This window comes from Amycolatopsis sp. NPDC045836 (assembly GCF_056431745.1).
The window spans coordinates 85,648-100,582 of sequence record NZ_JBWKKF010000018.1 but is presented as its reverse complement, the minus strand read 5'-3'; the positions used below and the strand labels follow the sequence as shown (position 1 = coordinate 100,582).

The following is a 14,935-nucleotide window of genomic DNA, read 5'->3' as shown; positions in this document are numbered from 1 at the left end:
GCACGGCTTCGGGAATTGGTGGACCAGGTGATCGACGCGGTCCGCAGTGAGCCGTTCGATCCGGCGGGCGCGGGCCGGGCGGGTGCCCGGCTGGTCGAACTCCGCTGCGTCGGCCCGGACAGCCTGCGGCGCACGCTGGAGGTGCTCGGCAAGGCGCTGTCCCGCGACCAGCCCGCCGATCGGGTGGTGCTCGCGCTCGGTGCGCTCACCACCGGTTACAGCGAGGCCCAGCGCCAGCTGTTCCAGAAGCAGCAGAAGGAACTCAACCGCACGCTGCTCGACGTGGAACGGGAGTCCCGCCGCCAGCAGCTGATGACGCAGGCGCGGTTCGAAGAGATCTTCGCCGGTTCGGCCAGCGGCATCGCGGTGACCGAGCTGGACGGCACGCTGGTGCGGATCAACGCCGCGCTCGGCAAGACGCTCGAGCGCGCACCGGGGGAGATCACCGGGGTCAGCCTGTTCGACCTGATCCACCCGGAGGACGCCGAAGGGCTGCGGCAGGGTTACCGCGAACTGCGCGACGGGCGGATCAGCCGGTTGCGGATCGGCCGCAGGCTGGTCGCCGGGAGCGGCGAAACGATGTGGGTGACGCTGACCGGCGGGGTGATCCGCGACGCGGCGGGGGCGGCGGAGCAGTTCGTCACCATCATCGACGACGACACCGATGTTTCGCTGCTGCAACGGAGGATGAGCCACCAGGCGCTGCACGACGCGCTCACCGGCCTGCCGAACCGGCAGTTCTTCGGCTCCCGGCTGGAAAAGGCGTTGCGGCTGGCCGATCCGGCCACCGGCATCACCGTGTTCCACCTCGACCTCGACGGGTTCTCGGTGGTCACCGACGGGCTCGGGCCGGAAAGCGGTGATCGGCTGCTCCGCAGCGTCGCCGCGACACTGGAATCGGTGGTGGCCGGGGAGAACGCGCTCGTCGCCCGGCTCGGCGGTGACGAATTCGGCATCCTGATCGAGAACACCGAGACCACCCCGGACGTGGGGACCACCATCCGGCGGATCAACCAGGAACTGGCCGAGCCGGTGTACCTCGACGAGAACACCGGCGTGGCCGCGTCGGCGAGCATCGGCGTGGCGCACCGGCCACCGCCGGACCTGCCGCCGAGCGAACTGCTGCGTGCCACCGACATGAGCCTGCGGCGGGCGCAGCGCAACGGCCACCGGCAGTGGCAGCTGTTCGACCCGGCGCTGGATGAACGGGAACGGCGTGAGTTCAGCCTGGCCGCGTCGATGGCCGGGGCGTGGGAACTCGGCGACGTCGAAGTGGCCTACCGCCCGGTGGTCCGGCTGGAAGACCGGTGCACCACGGGGGTGGAAGCGGTGCTGCGCTGGAACCACGGGCGCGAAGGCGTGCTGGGGCACCAGACCTGCGTGGAACTGGCCGGGCGCACGGGATTGCTGCTGCCGCTCGGGGAGTGGGTGCTGCGGAAGGCGTGTGCGGAGGTGCGCGAGGACAGGACGCTGGTGGTCGGGCTGACCGCGGACCAGGCGGCCGACCCGGACCTGGTCGGCACGATCCGGCGGACACTGGGCGGAACCGGCCTGGACCCGGCGCGGCTGCGCCTCGGCTTCCCGGTGCGGGCCCTGCTCGCCGACCGCGGCGAGGCCGCCGACAACCTGCGGGTGCTCGCGGAGATCGGGGTGTACAGCGAACTGCTGGACTTCGGCGCCGCGGGCGACGTGGAGTGCCTGGGAGAACTGCCGATCCGCACCGTCCGCCTGGCGCGGCGGCTGGTCGACCGGCTGCGGGAAGACCCGCGGCTGCTGCTGACGCGTTCGGTGGCGAACCTGATCGAACTGGCGCACCTGGCCGGAGCCACCGTGCTGGTGGACGGCATCCACACCGGGGACCAGGCGGGCTGGTGGCGGCAGACGGGCGCGGACGCGGGGCTCGGGCCGTACTTCGGGTGATCGGGCACGGTCCGCCCGGCTCCGGAGTCCTGGCGGGGTGGCGCTGCTCCCGGAACCGGCCCGCTCAACCGTCCGGGAAGAGGTAGTGGGCGACGGTCCGGGCGGTGGCCAGCGGGTCCTCGTGGGACAGCGAGCCGGTGAGCACCAGGGTGGCGTAGCCGTGCATCAGTGACCAGGCGGCCACCCTGGCCATCGCCGGGTCGGGGCCGGTGCGGGGGTCGGCGGCGATGCCGTCGGCGAGGGCGTCGCCTGCCCGGGTGCGCGCGGCCACCAGGTGTTCGTCGTCGGGGCGGTAGAAGTCCGGGCGGAACATGACGTCGAAGTGCGCCCGGTGCTCGGTGGCGAAGCGGACGTAGGCCACGCCCAGGTCGATCATGCCGCCACCGGATTCGTTGACCTCGGTGAGCGCGTCGGCCAGCAGGCCGTAGCCCTCGGCGGCCAGCGCGGTGAGCAACCCGGCCTTGTCGCCGAAGTGGTGCGCAGGCGCCGCGTTCGACACCCCGGCCCGGCGGGCGAGGTCGCGCAGGCTGATCGACGCGGGCCCGGACTCGGTGATCGCGGCGACCGCCGCGTTGAGCACGGTCCGGCGGAGATCACCGTGGTGGTAGGGCATGCGCCCAGCGTAGCCGAATCTGGTCATTGACAAGATGCGACCGGCCGGGGCAATCTTGCCGCTGACAAGTTCGAGGGAAGGTGGGGGCGGAAATGGCGCCGTTGATCATTCTGGTGGTGGTCACGCTGGTGGCCCTGGGCCTGGGCGCGGCCGGTGTGCGGCGGCTGAGGCCGTGGCCGGTGGCCGTGCGCCTCGGGCTGGCCGCGATGTTCGTGGCGACCGGCGTGGCGCACTTCGTCGGCCTGCGCGCGGAACTGGTGGCGATGGTGCCGCCGTCACTGCCCGCGCCGGAGTTCCTGGTCACCCTGACCGGGGTGCTGGAACTGGCGGGTGCGGCCGCCCTGCTGTGGCCGGTGACCGCGCCGTGGGCGGCGGGCGGGCTGACGCTGATGCTGCTGGCGATGTTCCCGGCGAACGCGCACAAGGCCGTCACCGAACCCGGCCTGCCGTGGGACGACCAGCTGGTGCCGCGGACGATCCTGCAGGTGGTCTTCCTGGCCGCGACGCTCAGCGTGGTCGTGCACCACGTGCGGGCGAGGCGGGCTCAGGAAGCGCCGACGATCCTGTCGACGAACCCGTAGTCCAGCGCCTCTTCGGCGTCGAACCAGCGGTCGCGGTCGGCGTCGGCGGTGATCCGCTCCACGGTCTGGCCGGTCTGGCCGGCGGTGATCTCGGCGATCCGGCGCTTCATCCGGCCGAACACCTCCGCCTGGATGGCCACGTCCGCCGCCGACCCGCCGATGCCCGCCGACGGCTGGTGCATCACGATCCGCGTGTTCGGCAGCAGGAAGCGCTTGCCGGGGGTGCCCGAGGACAGCAGGAACTGCCCCATCGAGGCGACGAAACCGAGGCCCCAGGTGGACACGTCCGGTTTGACCAGCTGCATGGTGTCGTAGATGGCCATGCCCGCGGTCACCGAGCCGCCCGGCGAGTTGATGTAGAAGGTGATGTCGCGGTCCGGGTCGTCGGCGGCCAGCAGCAGCAACTGCGCGGTGATCCGGTTCGCCACCTCGTCGGTGACCTCCGAACCGAGGAAGACGATCCGGTCGCGCAGCAGTTGCTCGTAGACGGAGTCGTTGAGGGGCAGCCCGCTCGACGCGGTGTTCAGCTCGGGGAGCAGCTCGAGTGTCATGAGCGCGACCGTAGAGCCGGGAAACCCCGCGCTGGGGCCGAGTTCGCTCACAGCGAGGCGAGTTCGCGGCAAGCGATCAAGTCCGGCCGATCAGGTCCTGCAGCCACGGCTCGAAACCCAGGCGCCGGTACAGCTCCGCCGCGCCGGTGTTCGCCGCCAGCACCCCGATCGACCAGTACCCGATGTCACGCCGCTTGAGTTCGGCGCGGCAGTGCTCCAGCAACGCCGTGCCGATCCCGCCGGCCCGCGCCCCGGGATCGACCACCAGCGAGTCGACCTCACCCCGCTGCTCGCCGAAGTCGAAGGTCGCCCCCGACGGCAGCAACCGGCAGCACAGGTACCCCACCGCCGCCTCCGCTTGGTAAGCGGCGAAGACCAGCGCGGCTTCGTTCCGCAGCCAGGTGCGGTACTGCTCGTGGCGGACGGCCCACGAGGCGTCGTTGCCGTGCACCGGCAGCCGGTCGCCGACCAGCGACCGGTGGTGGTCGGTGAGCGCCTTCCACAGCGGTTCCAGCACGCCGAGGCCCGCCTCGTCCACCGGCTCGATCCTGATCGTCACGCGCTCATCTCCTCCCGGACGCCGAAGGTGCGCCGGTAGGCCGACGGCGCCACCCGCATCGCCGAGGTGAAATGGTGCCGGAAGGTGACCGCGGTGTCGAAACCGACGGCGGTGGCGATCCGCTCGATCGGCGTGGTGGTGGTCTCCAGCAGCGGCAGGCTGGCCTGCACGCGCTGGGCGATCAGCCAGCGGATCGGGCTGGTGCCGGTGGCGCGCAGGAAGTGGCGGAGGTAGGTGCGGGGGGACATCGCCGCCACCTCGGCCAGCCGCTGCACGGTGATGGTCTCGGCCAGGTGCTCCAGCGCCCAGGCCATGCTGCGCGCCACGTGGTCGTCGCCGGGGTCGGGGGCCACCGGGGCCTCGATGAACTGCGCCTGCCCGCCGTCGCGGTGCGGCGGGACCACCAGGTGCCTGGCCACCGAGTTGGCCACCGCGGCGCCGTAGTCGGCCCGCACCAGGTGCAGGCACAGGTCCAGCCCGGCCGCGCAGCCCGCGCTGGTGAACACCCCGCCGTCCTGGACGTACAGCGGGTTCGGGTCCACCTCGACCTGGGGGAACCGGCTGCCGAGCAGTCCGGCGTGACGCCAGTGCGTGGTGGCGCGGCGGCCGTCCAGCAGGCCCGCCCCGGCCAGGGCGAAGGCACCGGAGCAGATCGACACGATCCGGGTGCCGCGGTGGTGGGCCCGCCGCAGCGCGGTGACCAGTTCGGGGGACGGGTCGGCGGTGGGATCGGACACGCTGGGCACCACCAGCGTGTCGGCGTCGGCGAAGTCGTCGAGGCCGTACGGCGTGTCCAGGGTGGCGCCGCCGAGCATCCGCACCGGACCGGGCTTCTCGGCGCAGATCTTCAGCCGGTACCAGGGCACGCCGAGGTCCAGCCACTCCAGCCCGAACACCTCGGTCACGATGCCGGTCTCGAAGGCGGACATGCCCTGGTAGGCCAGTACCGCGACGCTGGGACCCAGTGCTTTCGCCATGGCTTCAGCGTAACCACCGAACGACGGACGGCCAGTGGCGTGCACGCCAGCCACCACCAAGATCCCGCCACCGGGGGTGAGCCCCCTGCGCTCCGGGCGGCGGGGGGAGCGGATTCGCGCGAGAATCGGGTACGGCCGGTGACCCACTACGGAGGAGACTCCCGATGTCCGACTACAACGCACCGTACGCGCGCGGCGACCGGCCCGGGGTCGATGCGGGACGGTTGTGGGCCGGCGGCATCGCCACCGCGGTGGTGGCCGCGCTGCTCGCGATCGTCGGCCTGCTGATCGCCCGCGGCCTGTTCGCGGTGGAGGTGCTCGCCCCGGAGGGCGCCGGTATCTGGGGCAACGCCAGCACCCCCGCCTACGCGGTCACCGCGGCGGTGGTGGCGATCCTGGCCACCGGGCTGATGCACCTGCTCAGCGTGGCCACGCCCGCGCCGGGGCAGTTCTTCGGCTGGATCATGGCGCTGGTCACGCTGATCGCGGTGGTGCTGCCGCTGACGCTGACCGTCGACCTCGGCGCGAAGATCGCCACCGGGCTGATCAACCTGGTGCTGGGGCTGGTGATCGGCGTGATCGTGCACAACATGGCGGTGAACGCGCGCACCCTGCACCGGCGCAAGCGCACCACCGATCCGGAGGCGCCGACCCGGCAGTGGAACCAGCAGCAGCCGCCGCCGACCACCTACTACGACCGCTGATCCGGCACGAAGTACACGTCGTACCGGTCCTGCTCGGCATGCAGGCTGCCGAAGCCGGCTTCCCCGCGCTGGATGCGGCCCAGCTGCCGGAAGTAACCGAACCGCTCCACCCCCGGCGTGAGCACCACGAGCAGGTCGGCGGGGTGGCCGGGGGCGGCGCCGAAGGCGTGCCGCAGACCGGGCGGGACCACCACCAGATCACCGCGTGACACCGTCTCCGCGGTGCCGCCGAGGTCGAACTCCACCCTGCCGTCGAGCACGTAGAACAGCTCCGTGGATTTCGCGTGGTGGTGCGGCTTCGCACCGGTCGCGCCCTCGCCGAGGCGCAGCCGGTTGGCGCCGAGCGCGCCACCGGTGTGGCCGGCGTCGGCGAGCAGGTGGAAGGCGCCGCCGGGCAGGGCGACGAGTTCCGCGGTGTCACCGCGGCTGATCAGTGCACGTGGGGTCATGGCTCCAGTCGACTACGGGAACAATGCGGGTACCAGCGGCAGTTGCCGATCACCGGGATCACCGATCGAGATGGAGCGGCGATGGAGTTGCGGCAGCTGCGGTACTTCGTGACCGTCGCCGAAGCGGGCGGGTTCGGCCGGGCCGCCGACCGGCTGCACATCGTGCAGTCCGCGGTGAGCCAGCAGGTCGCCCGGCTGGAACGCGAACTGGGGGTGCGGTTGTTCGACCGGGCGGGCAGGCGGGTGCGGCTGACCCCCGGCGGTGAACGGCTGTTGCCCGAAGCGCGGGCGGTGCTGGCGGCGGCCGAGCGGACCAGGGCGGTGGCCGCCGCGGTGGCCGAGCGCGGGCTGGTGCGGCTGGGCACCGTGCACGGCCCCGGCGACCGCGTGTACCGCGCGCTCGGTGAACTCGCCGCCCTCGCCCCGCAACTGCGGGTCCGGCTCAGGCGGCTGGCACCGGCCGACCGGCTCGCGGCGGTGCGGTCCGGCGAACTGGACGCCGCGCTGGTCCGGGCCCTGCCCGCCGCCCGGCACCTGGAGTTGCTGCCGGTCTGGCGGGACCCGCTGCACGTGGCCCTGCCCGCCGCCCACCCGCTCGCCGGCAAGTCCGCGCTGCGCCTGGAAGAACTCGCGGACCTGCCGCTGCGGCTGGCGCCCCGTGCGGAGAACCCGCCGTTCCACGACTTCATCCGCGAGGCGTGCGCCGGGATCGAGCCACCGGACGGGCCGCCGTTCACCGGGCTCGCCGAGACGCTGGCCGAGATCGCCGCTTCCCCGTCCTGGACCGTCTTCTACGAGGTGTCCGGGCAGCCGTCGTTCCCCGGGGTGGCCATCCGCCCGCTGATCGGGCCGGAACTGGTCACCTCGCTCGTCCTGCCGCCCGGCCCGCCGACCGCGGCACGCCACCTGCGCACCGCGTTCGGCCGGGCCGCGTGAACCTGGTCGCCGAGATCTTCGCCGTCGCGTTGCTGGCACTGGTGCTGGCGGCCGCGGTGGTGCGCCCGCGCGGGTTGCCGGAGGCGGTGGTGGCGGTACCCGCCGCGGTGCTGCTGATCGCGATCGGCGCGCTTCCGCTCGAACACGCCACCGAGGAGGTGCTGCGGCTGGCGCCGGTGGCCGGGTTCCTGGTGGCGGTGCTGGTGCTGGCGCGGTTGTGCGCGGACGAAGGGCTGTTCCACGCCTGCGGGGCCTGGCTCGCCCGTGCCGCGGCGGGCGGGCCGCAGCGCCTGCTGGGCGGGGTGTTCGGCATCGCGTCGGTGGTCACCGCGGTGCTCAGCCTGGACGCCACCGTCGTGCTGCTCACCCCGGTGGTCTTCGCCACGGCACGGCGGCTGGGCGTGCCGCCGAAACCGCACGTGCACGCCTGCGCGCACCTGTCCAATTCGGCGTCGCTGCTGCTGCCGGTGTCGAACCTGACCAACCTGCTGGCGTTCAGCGCCAGCGGGGTGGGCTTCCTGCGGTTCGCCGGTTTGATGGCGTTGCCGTGGCTGGTGGTGCTCGCGGTGGAGTACCTGGTGTTCCGGAGGTTCTTCGCCGCCGAACTGCGGGTGCGCGGCGAGGCGGACGCGCCGGAACCGGTTGCCGTGCCGAAGTTCGCGCTGGTCACCGTCGCGCTGACGCTGGCGGGTTTCGCCGTCGCCTCCGCGATCGGCGTCGACCCGGCCTTGGCGGCGGCCGCCGGGGCGCTGGTGCTCGCCGTGCGCGCCCTGCTGCGGCGCCGCACCACCGCCGGTGCCCTGGTGCGTGCGGCTTCGCTGCCGTTCCTGGCCTTCGTGCTGGCGCTCGGCGTGATCGTCCGGTCCGTTGTGGACAACGGCCTCGCGGACGGCCTGCGGCGGCTGGTGCCCGGCGGCAGCGGCCTGCTCGCGCTGCTCGGCATCGCCGTGGTGGCCGCGGTGCTGGCCAACCTGATCAACAACCTGCCCGCGGTGCTGGTGCTGCTGCCGCTGACCGTGCCGGCCGGCACCGGAGCCGTGCTGGCCGTGTTGATCGGGGTGAACGTCGGGCCGAACCTCACCTACGCCGGGTCGCTGGCGACGCTGCTCTGGCGGCGGGTGCTGCACGACCACGGCACCGAGGTCAACCTGCGGGAGTTCACCCGGCTCGGGGTGCTGACCGTGCCCGCCTGCCTGGTGCTGGCGGTGCTGGCGCTGTGGGCGGGGCTCCAGGTGTAGTGCTCAGAGCTGCCAGAGGCGGTCGAGGATGCGCTTGCGGAGGTCGGTGTGCTCGAACCAGTCGAGATCGGCCTGGGTGGGCCAGGCGACCTTGACCCGCAGCCCGCTCAGCCGGGCGTGCGTGCGGTTGCGGCGGGGGAACGCGCCCGGGGTGCCGATCGGGAACAGCGCCGCGTCGGGCTGGAGGGTGCCTCGGTGTGCGGGAAAGGTCATGACGCCCCGGACTCGAGCAGGCATTTTGAGTGGACAGCTGTTCACTGTGTCCGAACGGGCTAGTCGCGTCAAGCGTTCGGACGAGTGACGTTCGTCGTCGGAAAAAAGGCTCTCCGGACTGTCGAATCCGCCGTTCCTCGTGCGCCGGGTGGGTGGAAGCAAGCACACGAGTGGAGGCAAGACATGGGCAAACTGGTGGTCACCGCGTTCACCTCGCTGGACGGGGTCATGCAGGCACCGGGCGGGCCGGAGGAGGACGGCGACGGCGGCTTCGCCCACGGCGGGTGGGCCGTGCCGTCGATGGACGACCACGCCATCGAGCTGATGACCGCGCTGACCAGCCGGGCGGCGGCGTTGCTGCTGGGCCGCCGGACCTACGAGGGCTTCGCCGCGACCTGGCCGCTGGCCGAGCCGGACGACCCGATCGGGGCGAAGCTGAACTCGATGCCGAAGTACGTCGTGTCGCGCACGCTGGCGGAACCGACCTGGACGAACTCCACCCTGCTCACCGGGGAGACGGCCAAGGCGGTGCGGGAACTGAAGGCGCGGGAGCCGGGGGAGATCCAGGTGCACGGCAGCGCCGGGCTGATCCAGGAGCTGCTGCGGCACGACCTGGTCGACGAGTTCCACGTGCTGCTGTTCCCGTTGCTGCTCGGCCGGGGCAAGCGGCTGTTCGGCGAGGGCACCGGCCCGGCCGGGCTGCGGTTGCTCGGCTCGACCACGCTGAGCAGCGGGGTGCTGGTAGCCAGGTACGCGCGGGAGGGCGAGCTGGCCTACGGTGCGATGGGTCCGGAAACCGGGAACTGGTGAGGGGAAGGCCGTGCCGCAGTACGCGATCTTGATCTACGAGAAGGAACTGCCCGGCGGGGTCGACGACATCCCGCCCGAGGTGATGGAGGCCAATCTCGGCGTCGGCGACAAGATCACCGCGATGGGCGCGCGGGTGGTGCACGAGCAGGGCCTGCGGCCGGTCGCCGAAGGCCGGACCATCCACAAGGGCGGCCTGGTCACCGACGGGCCGTTCCTGGAGACCAAGGAGGTGATCGCCGGGTTCTTCGTGGTGGAGGCGAAGGACCTGGACACCGCGGTCGCCATCGGGAAACTGCTGCCGATCATGGACGGCGCGGTCGAGGTGCGGCCGTTGTTCGAGGGGTGAGCACCGCCGCCGCCGCCGCCGTGGCGGACGCGCACCGCCGCGAATGGGCCGCGGTGCTCGCCGCGACGGTGCGCGTCACCCGCGACCTCGGCCTGGCCGAGGAATGCGTGCAGGACGCCTACACCGCGGCGCTGACCGACTGGGCCCGCACCGGTGTCCCGGCCAGGCCCGGGGCCTGGCTGACCACCGCCGCCCGGCACAACGCCCTCGACGCGCTGCGCCGGGCGAAGACGCTGCGGTCGAAACTGCACCTGCTGGTGGAACCGGCCGAAGCGGCCGAACCGGCCAGTGACGACCGGCTGCGCCTGGTGTTCCTGTGCTGCCACCCGGCGCTGGCGGTCGAAGCGCAGGTCGCGCTCACCCTGCGGCTGGTCTGCGGGGTGAGCACGGCGGGCGTCGCGAACGCGTTCCTGGTCGCCGAGACCACCATGGCCGCGCGGCTGACCAGGGCGAAGAAGAAGATCGCCGCGGCGGGCATCCCGTTCCGGATGCCCCGGCCGGACGAGCTGCCGGACCGGCTGGACGCCGTGCTGACCGTGCTGCACCTGGCCTTCACCGCCGGGCACACGGCACCGGCAGGCCCGTCGCTGACCGACGACGACCTCGCCGGGCGCGCGGTGGACCTCGCGCGCCTGCTGCACGAGCAGCTGCCGTCGGAACGGGAGGTGCGCGGCCTGCTCGCCCTGCTGCTGGCCAACCACGCCCGCCGCGCCGCCCGCACCGGGCCGGGCGGCGAACTGCGGCCACTGTCCGAACAGGACCGTTCGGTGTGGGACACCGCGGCCATCGCCGAAGCCGACCGGCTGGTGGTCGGCGCGCTGCGGGGTGGCCGGCCGGGCCGGTTCGCCCTGCAGGCCGCGATCGCGCTGCTGCACGCCACCGCCCCGGCGTACGAGGACACCGACTGGAGCCAGCTCCTGGTGCTGTACGGGGAACTGGTGCGGGTGTGGCCGTCGCCGGTGGTCGAGCTGAACCGGGCGGTGGCGCTGTCGATGGCGGACGGCCCCGCCGCCGCACTGGCCGAGGTCGAACGCCTCGAAGGCGATCAGCGGCTGGCCGGGTACCACTACCTGCCCGCGGTGAAGGCCGACCTGCTGCGCCGGCTGGGCCGCGCGGAGGAAGCCGCGGCGGCCGGCGCACAGGCGCTCGCCCTGGCCGGGAACGACGCCGAACGCGCGTTCCTGGCCGGGCGGCTGCGCCGGTGAAACAGGGCGTCAAAGTCCACACACAATCCGCAATTGTCCAACGCCGCTTCCGTAATCTCGAGCTTCGTCCGGCGGTGGAACGGAGCAGCGGATGGTGGCACTGGGGGAGCGGAGGCGCCGCCGCCGTCGTGACTCCCGCACGCCGTACCTGCTCATCGCGCCCGCGGTGCTGGCGATGCTGGCCTTCCTGGTCTACCCGGTGGCCAGCGTCGTCTACTACAGCCTGCAGCACCGGCAGCTGAGCAAACCGTGGCTCGGCGGCTTCGCCGGGCTGGACAACTTCACCCGGATGCTCACCGAGGACCCGCTGTTCTGGCAGAGCCTGGCGTTCACCGCGAAGTGGGTTTCGGTCGAGGTGTCGCTGCAGTTCGTGCTCGGGCTGGCGCTGGCGCTGATCGTGAACGAGACCTTCGTCGGCCGCGCGGTGGCCAGGGCGCTGGTGTTCTCGCCGTGGGCGGTGTCCGGGGTGCTCACCACCGGGATCTGGGTGCTGCTCTACAACCCGACCACCGGGCTTTCCCGCTACCTGGCCGACCTCGGCCTGATGGGCTACGGCGCGGCCCCGCTGGCGGACCCGGCGACGGTGTTCCCGGCGGCCGTGCTCGCCGAACTGTGGCGCGGGGTGCCGTTCTTCGCCATCCTGCTGCTCGCCGACCTGCAGGGCGTGCCGAAGGACCTGTACGAGGCGGCGTCGGTGGACGGCGCGGGCCGGGTCCGGCGGTTCGCCCACATCACCCTGCCGCACCTGCGGGACACCATCGTCCTGGCCACCCTGCTGCGCGCGGTCTGGGAGTTCAACAACGTCGACCTGCTCTACACGCTGACCGGCGGCGGGCCGGCGCACCAGACCACCACGCTGCCGCTGTACGTGGCGGCCACCGCGGCGCAGTCCCACGACTTCGGCTACGGCTCGGCGCTGACCATGGCCGGGTTCGTCGTGCTCACCTTCTTCTCCATCCTCTACCTCAGGCTCGGCCGGTACGGAGCGCAGCGATGAGCACCGGATTCGCCCCGGCCGCCACGCCACCGGAAGCCCCGCCGGTGCCGAGGAAGCGGAAGCGGCGCTGGGAGATCTACCTCCCGCTGGGGCTGTACCTGCTGTTCACCCTGGTGCCGTTCTACTGGATGGTGGTCTTCGCGGTGCGCCCGCGCGGGTCGTCCTCGCTGGTGCCGTGGCCGGTTTCGCTGGAGAACTTCGAGACCGTCTGGCACGGCATGGGGTTCGGGGTGTTCTTCGGCAACAGCTTCCTGGTCGGGGTGGCGTCGCTGGTGGCCACCACGGCGATCGCGCTGCCCGGCGGGTACGCGCTGGCCCGGTTCCGCTTCCGCGGCAGGCGGGTGTTCCTGGTCTCGCTGCTGTGCAGCCAGTTCATCCCCGGCGCGATGATGCTGATCCCGCTGTTCGAGATCTTCCGCGCGCTCGGCCTGGTGAACAGCCTGAGCAGCCTGGTGATCGCCGAGACGGTGTTCCAGCTGCCGCTGTCGCTGGTGCTGATCAGCGGGTTCATCGCGAGCATCCCGGTGGAGCTGGAGGAGGCCGCGCAGGCCGACGGCTGCACCCGGCTGCGGGCGTTCCTGCTGGTGGTGCTGCCGCTGCTGCGCCCGGGACTGGTCGCGGTCGGCTCGTTCGCCTTCATCCACAGCTGGAACAACTTCCTGTTCGCGCTGATGTTCGTCAGCGACCAGGACAAGTTCACCGTGCCGGTCGGGCTGGCCTTCACCCTCGGCGAGTTCAGCGTGGACTTCGGCGCGCTGGCCGCCGGGGGCGTGGTGGCCGCGCTGCCGGTGGTGCTGGTGTTCGCGGTGGTGCAGCGCTACCTGGTGCAGGGCCTGTCGGCGGGTGCGGTGAAGGGATGAGCGTGGAACCGGTGCGGGTGGTGCTGGCGGGGGTGCACGGGCACGGCCGGTGGCACCTGGACAACCTGCGCCGGCTGGCCGACCGGGGCACCGTGCGGCTGGCCGGGGTGTGCGACACCAAACCGGTCGACGCCGCGCAGCTGGCCGGGTTCGGCCGCCCCGAGCAGGCCACCCGGCTCGGCCCGCTGATCCGGCGCACCGGCGCCGAACTGGTCATCCTGGCCACGCCCATCCACACGCACGCCGAACTGGGCACCGAGGCGCTGCGCGCCGGGGCGCACCTGCTGCTGGAGAAACCGCCCGCGGGCAGCTTCGCCGACTACACGCGACTGTCCGAAGCGGTCTCCTCGACCGGGCTCGCCTGCCAGGTGGGGTTCCAGAGCCTCGGTTCGGCCGCCCTGCCGTACCTGCGTGCCCTGCTGGCGGACAACGGCCTCGGCCGGGTGCGCGGCATCGGGGTGGCCGGTGCCTGGGCCCGCCCGGCCGCCTACTTCGAACGCGCGCCGTGGGCGGGCAAGCGGCGGCTCAACGGCATCGCGGTGACCGACGGCGCGCTGACCAACCCGTTCGCCCACGCCATCGCGAGCGCGCTGTGGCTGGCCGGTGCCGAGGAACCGGAGTCGCTGCGCGAGATCGACGTCGAGCTGTACCGGGCGAACCCGATCGAGGCCGACGACACCTCGTGCGTCCGGCTGCGCGTGCACAGCGGGGTGGTGATCACCGTCGCCGTGTCGATGTGCGCCGACCGCCGCCACGAACCCGCGGTGGTGGTGCACGGGGAGCACGGGCGGGCCGAGCTGGCCTACACCACCGACGAGGTGTGCCTGCGGCGCCACGGCACCCCGGAGCAGGTCACCCGGCACGCCCGCACCGATCTGCTGGAGAACCTGGTCGCGCACATCCGCACCGGGGCGGAACTGCTGGTGCCGCTGCGGCGGACCGGCGCGTTCATGCGCGTGGTGGACGCGGTCCGGCGCGCCGCCGAGCCCCGGCCGATCGCGCCGGTCCACCTGGCCGGGCGCAACGGCGGCGGGCGCGTGCTGGCCGGCATCGAGCAGTTGACCCGCCGCAGCGCCGAGAACCTGGCGCTGTTCTCCGAGCTGGAGGTGCCGTGGGCCCCGGCCGAGCAGGTGCTGCGGGCGGGGGAGCGGGAGGTGGCGGCCTACCGCTGGCGCACCGATCCCGCGCTGCCGGAAACCGTGTCCCCGCGGCCCTACCTGCACGCCGTGCGCACGCTCGGCGGCGTGGAGGTCAGCGAGACCGCGCCGGTGGACCACCCGCACCACCTCGGCGTCGGGCTCGCGGTGTCCGATGTGGACGGTACCAACTTCTGGGGCGGGCGCACCTACGTCCGCGGGCAGGGCCCGCGCTGGCTCGACGACCACGGCTGCCAGCGGCACCTTCGCTTCACCCGCCGCGAGTCCTGCGGTTTCACCGAACTGCTCGACTGGCTCGACCCCCACGGCAACCCGGTCGCCCGCGAGCGGCGCACGGTGATCGCCCGCCGCCACCCGTCCTCCCGGCTGCCCGGCTGCTGGGAACTGGACTTCACCTTCCGGCTGGACGCGCGCCGCGTGCCGCTGACCATCCGCAGCTCCCACACCAAGGGCCGCGCGGGCGCCGGGTACGGCGGCTTCTTCTGGCGCGCCCCGGCTTCCTCGATCCGGCGCCGGGTGTTCTCCGCCGAGGGCGACGGGGAGGACGCGATCAACGGTGCCGCCGCCGACTGGGTCGCGCTGTCGGGCACTTCGCCATCGGGCCGGGCCTGGACGCTGATCTTCACCCAGTGCGGCCCCGACCGCGACCGCTGGTTCGCCAGGGAACGCGAGTACCCCGGCATCGGGCCGGGACTGGCCTGGGAACGGCCGCTGAGCACCGGCTCGGTGACCAGGCGGATCCGCACCGTGGTGGCCGACGGGCGGCTGGACCGCCGGACCGCGGCGGCGCTGATCCGCCGGACAAGCGAAAGGTAGGTT

General features: G+C 72.8%; 17 protein-coding genes. 11 read left to right on the top strand and 6 right to left on the bottom strand.

Going from position 1 to position 14,935, the window contains the following annotated elements:
* Window positions 1-27: 27 nt before the first annotated feature.
* Window positions 28-1,920: a putative bifunctional diguanylate cyclase/phosphodiesterase gene (locus AC07EG_RS30350; protein WP_478256640.1), complete on the top strand. Its 1,893-nt coding sequence runs from the start codon at window positions 28-30 to the stop codon at window positions 1,918-1,920.
* Window positions 1,921-1,984: 64 nt separating this feature from the next.
* On the opposite strand, the gene AC07EG_RS30345 is transcribed toward AC07EG_RS30350, so the two are convergent.
* Window positions 1,985-2,533 (bottom strand): TetR/AcrR family transcriptional regulator, encoded by a 549-nt coding sequence (locus AC07EG_RS30345; RefSeq protein ID WP_478256639.1) that lies wholly within the window; start codon window positions 2,531-2,533, stop codon window positions 1,985-1,987.
* Between the two features lie 92 nt (window positions 2,534-2,625).
* Between AC07EG_RS30345 and AC07EG_RS30340 the strand changes: the two genes are divergently transcribed.
* On the top strand, window positions 2,626-3,114 hold the full coding sequence (locus AC07EG_RS30340; RefSeq protein WP_478256638.1) for a DoxX family protein: 489 nt from the start codon (window positions 2,626-2,628) through the stop codon (window positions 3,112-3,114).
* On the opposite strand, the gene AC07EG_RS30335 is transcribed toward AC07EG_RS30340, so the two are convergent.
* The 3 genes from AC07EG_RS30335 to AC07EG_RS30325 form a co-directional block, all read right to left on the bottom strand.
* Entirely contained in the window at window positions 3,078-3,665 is a 588-nt protein-coding gene (locus AC07EG_RS30335) for a ClpP family protease (protein WP_478256637.1), read from the bottom strand. The genes AC07EG_RS30340 and AC07EG_RS30335 overlap by 37 nt on opposite strands.
* 76 nt (window positions 3,666-3,741) lie before the next feature.
* Window positions 3,742-4,224: a GNAT family N-acetyltransferase gene (locus AC07EG_RS30330; protein ID WP_478256636.1), complete on the bottom strand. Its 483-nt coding sequence runs from the start codon at window positions 4,222-4,224 to the stop codon at window positions 3,742-3,744.
* Window positions 4,221-5,201, bottom strand: coding sequence for a helix-turn-helix domain-containing protein (locus AC07EG_RS30325; protein WP_478256635.1), 981 nt, complete (start codon window positions 5,199-5,201; stop codon window positions 4,221-4,223). The genes AC07EG_RS30330 and AC07EG_RS30325 overlap by 4 nt, the downstream gene beginning before the upstream one ends.
* A 164-nt stretch (window positions 5,202-5,365) precedes the next feature.
* Here AC07EG_RS30325 and AC07EG_RS30320 point away from each other — a divergent pair, with 164 nt between their 5' ends.
* Window positions 5,366-5,905, top strand: coding sequence for a DUF6069 family protein (locus AC07EG_RS30320; protein ID WP_478256634.1), 540 nt, complete (start codon window positions 5,366-5,368; stop codon window positions 5,903-5,905).
* On the opposite strand, the gene AC07EG_RS30315 is transcribed toward AC07EG_RS30320, so the two are convergent.
* Window positions 5,893-6,354 (bottom strand): cupin domain-containing protein, encoded by a 462-nt coding sequence (locus AC07EG_RS30315; protein ID WP_478256633.1) that lies wholly within the window; start codon window positions 6,352-6,354, stop codon window positions 5,893-5,895. The genes AC07EG_RS30320 and AC07EG_RS30315 overlap by 13 nt on opposite strands.
* An 81-nt stretch (window positions 6,355-6,435) precedes the next feature.
* On the opposite strand from AC07EG_RS30315, the gene AC07EG_RS30310 reads away from it, so the two are divergent.
* Both AC07EG_RS30310 and AC07EG_RS30305 read left to right on the top strand, forming a co-directional pair.
* The gene (locus AC07EG_RS30310; RefSeq protein WP_478256632.1) at window positions 6,436-7,290 is read left to right on the top strand and encodes a LysR family transcriptional regulator; all 855 of its coding nucleotides are present in this window, start codon (window positions 6,436-6,438) and stop codon (window positions 7,288-7,290) included.
* Complete coding sequence (locus AC07EG_RS30305; RefSeq protein ID WP_478256631.1) at window positions 7,287-8,528, top strand: SLC13 family permease; 1,242 nt, start codon at window positions 7,287-7,289, stop codon at window positions 8,526-8,528. The genes AC07EG_RS30310 and AC07EG_RS30305 overlap by 4 nt, the downstream gene beginning before the upstream one ends.
* A gap of 3 nt (window positions 8,529-8,531) precedes the next feature.
* Here the strand turns inward: AC07EG_RS30305 and AC07EG_RS30300 are convergent, their stop codons facing one another.
* Complete coding sequence (locus tag AC07EG_RS30300) at window positions 8,532-8,741, bottom strand: hypothetical protein (RefSeq protein ID WP_478256630.1); 210 nt, start codon at window positions 8,739-8,741, stop codon at window positions 8,532-8,534.
* Window positions 8,742-8,924: 183 nt separating this feature from the next.
* On the opposite strand from AC07EG_RS30300, the gene AC07EG_RS30295 reads away from it, so the two are divergent.
* The 6 genes from AC07EG_RS30295 to AC07EG_RS30270 all read left to right on the top strand — a co-directional run bounded on the left by AC07EG_RS30295 (window position 8,925) and on the right by AC07EG_RS30270 (window position 14,932).
* Complete coding sequence (locus AC07EG_RS30295) at window positions 8,925-9,551, top strand: dihydrofolate reductase family protein (protein ID WP_478256629.1); 627 nt, start codon at window positions 8,925-8,927, stop codon at window positions 9,549-9,551.
* Between the two features lie 10 nt (window positions 9,552-9,561).
* Window positions 9,562-9,897, top strand: a complete 336-nt coding sequence (locus AC07EG_RS30290) for a YciI family protein (protein WP_478256628.1) — start codon at window positions 9,562-9,564, stop codon at window positions 9,895-9,897.
* Window positions 9,894-11,102 carry an RNA polymerase sigma factor gene (locus AC07EG_RS30285; RefSeq protein WP_478256627.1) on the top strand — a complete coding sequence of 403 codons (1,209 nt, stop codon included), beginning with the start codon at window positions 9,894-9,896 and terminating at the stop codon, window positions 11,100-11,102. The genes AC07EG_RS30290 and AC07EG_RS30285 overlap by 4 nt, the downstream gene beginning before the upstream one ends.
* Before the next feature lie 91 nt (window positions 11,103-11,193).
* Window positions 11,194-12,099: a carbohydrate ABC transporter permease gene (locus AC07EG_RS30280; protein ID WP_478256626.1), complete on the top strand. Its 906-nt coding sequence runs from the start codon at window positions 11,194-11,196 to the stop codon at window positions 12,097-12,099.
* Complete coding sequence (locus AC07EG_RS30275) at window positions 12,096-12,959, top strand: carbohydrate ABC transporter permease (protein ID WP_478256625.1); 864 nt, start codon at window positions 12,096-12,098, stop codon at window positions 12,957-12,959. The genes AC07EG_RS30280 and AC07EG_RS30275 overlap by 4 nt, the downstream gene beginning before the upstream one ends.
* Entirely contained in the window at window positions 12,956-14,932 is a 1,977-nt protein-coding gene (locus tag AC07EG_RS30270; protein WP_478256624.1) for a DUF6807 family protein, read from the top strand. The genes AC07EG_RS30275 and AC07EG_RS30270 overlap by 4 nt, the downstream gene beginning before the upstream one ends.
* The last annotated feature ends 3 nt before the right edge of the window (window positions 14,933-14,935 follow it).

Bases quoted from the DNA above. Each gene is read 5' to 3' on its own strand.
- AC07EG_RS30345 (WP_478256639.1), bottom strand. From the start codon at position 2,533: ATGCCCTACCACCACGGTGATCTCCGCCGGACCGTGCTCAACGCGGCG.
- AC07EG_RS30340 (WP_478256638.1), top strand. From the start codon at position 2,626: ATGGCGCCGTTGATCATTCTGGTGGTGGTCACGCTGGTGGCCCTGGGC.
- AC07EG_RS30335 (WP_478256637.1), bottom strand. From the start codon at position 3,665: ATGACACTCGAGCTGCTCCCCGAGCTGAACACCGCGTCGAGCGGGCTG.
- AC07EG_RS30325 (WP_478256635.1), bottom strand. From the start codon at position 5,201: ATGGCGAAAGCACTGGGTCCCAGCGTCGCGGTACTGGCCTACCAGGGC.
- AC07EG_RS30320 (WP_478256634.1), top strand. From the start codon at position 5,366: ATGTCCGACTACAACGCACCGTACGCGCGCGGCGACCGGCCCGGGGTC.
- AC07EG_RS30315 (WP_478256633.1), bottom strand. From the start codon at position 6,354: ATGACCCCACGTGCACTGATCAGCCGCGGTGACACCGCGGAACTCGTC.
- AC07EG_RS30310 (WP_478256632.1), top strand. From the start codon at position 6,436: ATGGAGTTGCGGCAGCTGCGGTACTTCGTGACCGTCGCCGAAGCGGGC.
- AC07EG_RS30300 (WP_478256630.1), bottom strand. From the start codon at position 8,741: ATGACCTTTCCCGCACACCGAGGCACCCTCCAGCCCGACGCGGCGCTG.
- AC07EG_RS30295 (WP_478256629.1), top strand. From the start codon at position 8,925: ATGGGCAAACTGGTGGTCACCGCGTTCACCTCGCTGGACGGGGTCATG.
- AC07EG_RS30280 (WP_478256626.1), top strand. From the start codon at position 11,194: ATGGTGGCACTGGGGGAGCGGAGGCGCCGCCGCCGTCGTGACTCCCGC.
- AC07EG_RS30275 (WP_478256625.1), top strand. From the start codon at position 12,096: ATGAGCACCGGATTCGCCCCGGCCGCCACGCCACCGGAAGCCCCGCCG.
- AC07EG_RS30270 (WP_478256624.1), top strand. From the start codon at position 12,956: ATGAGCGTGGAACCGGTGCGGGTGGTGCTGGCGGGGGTGCACGGGCAC.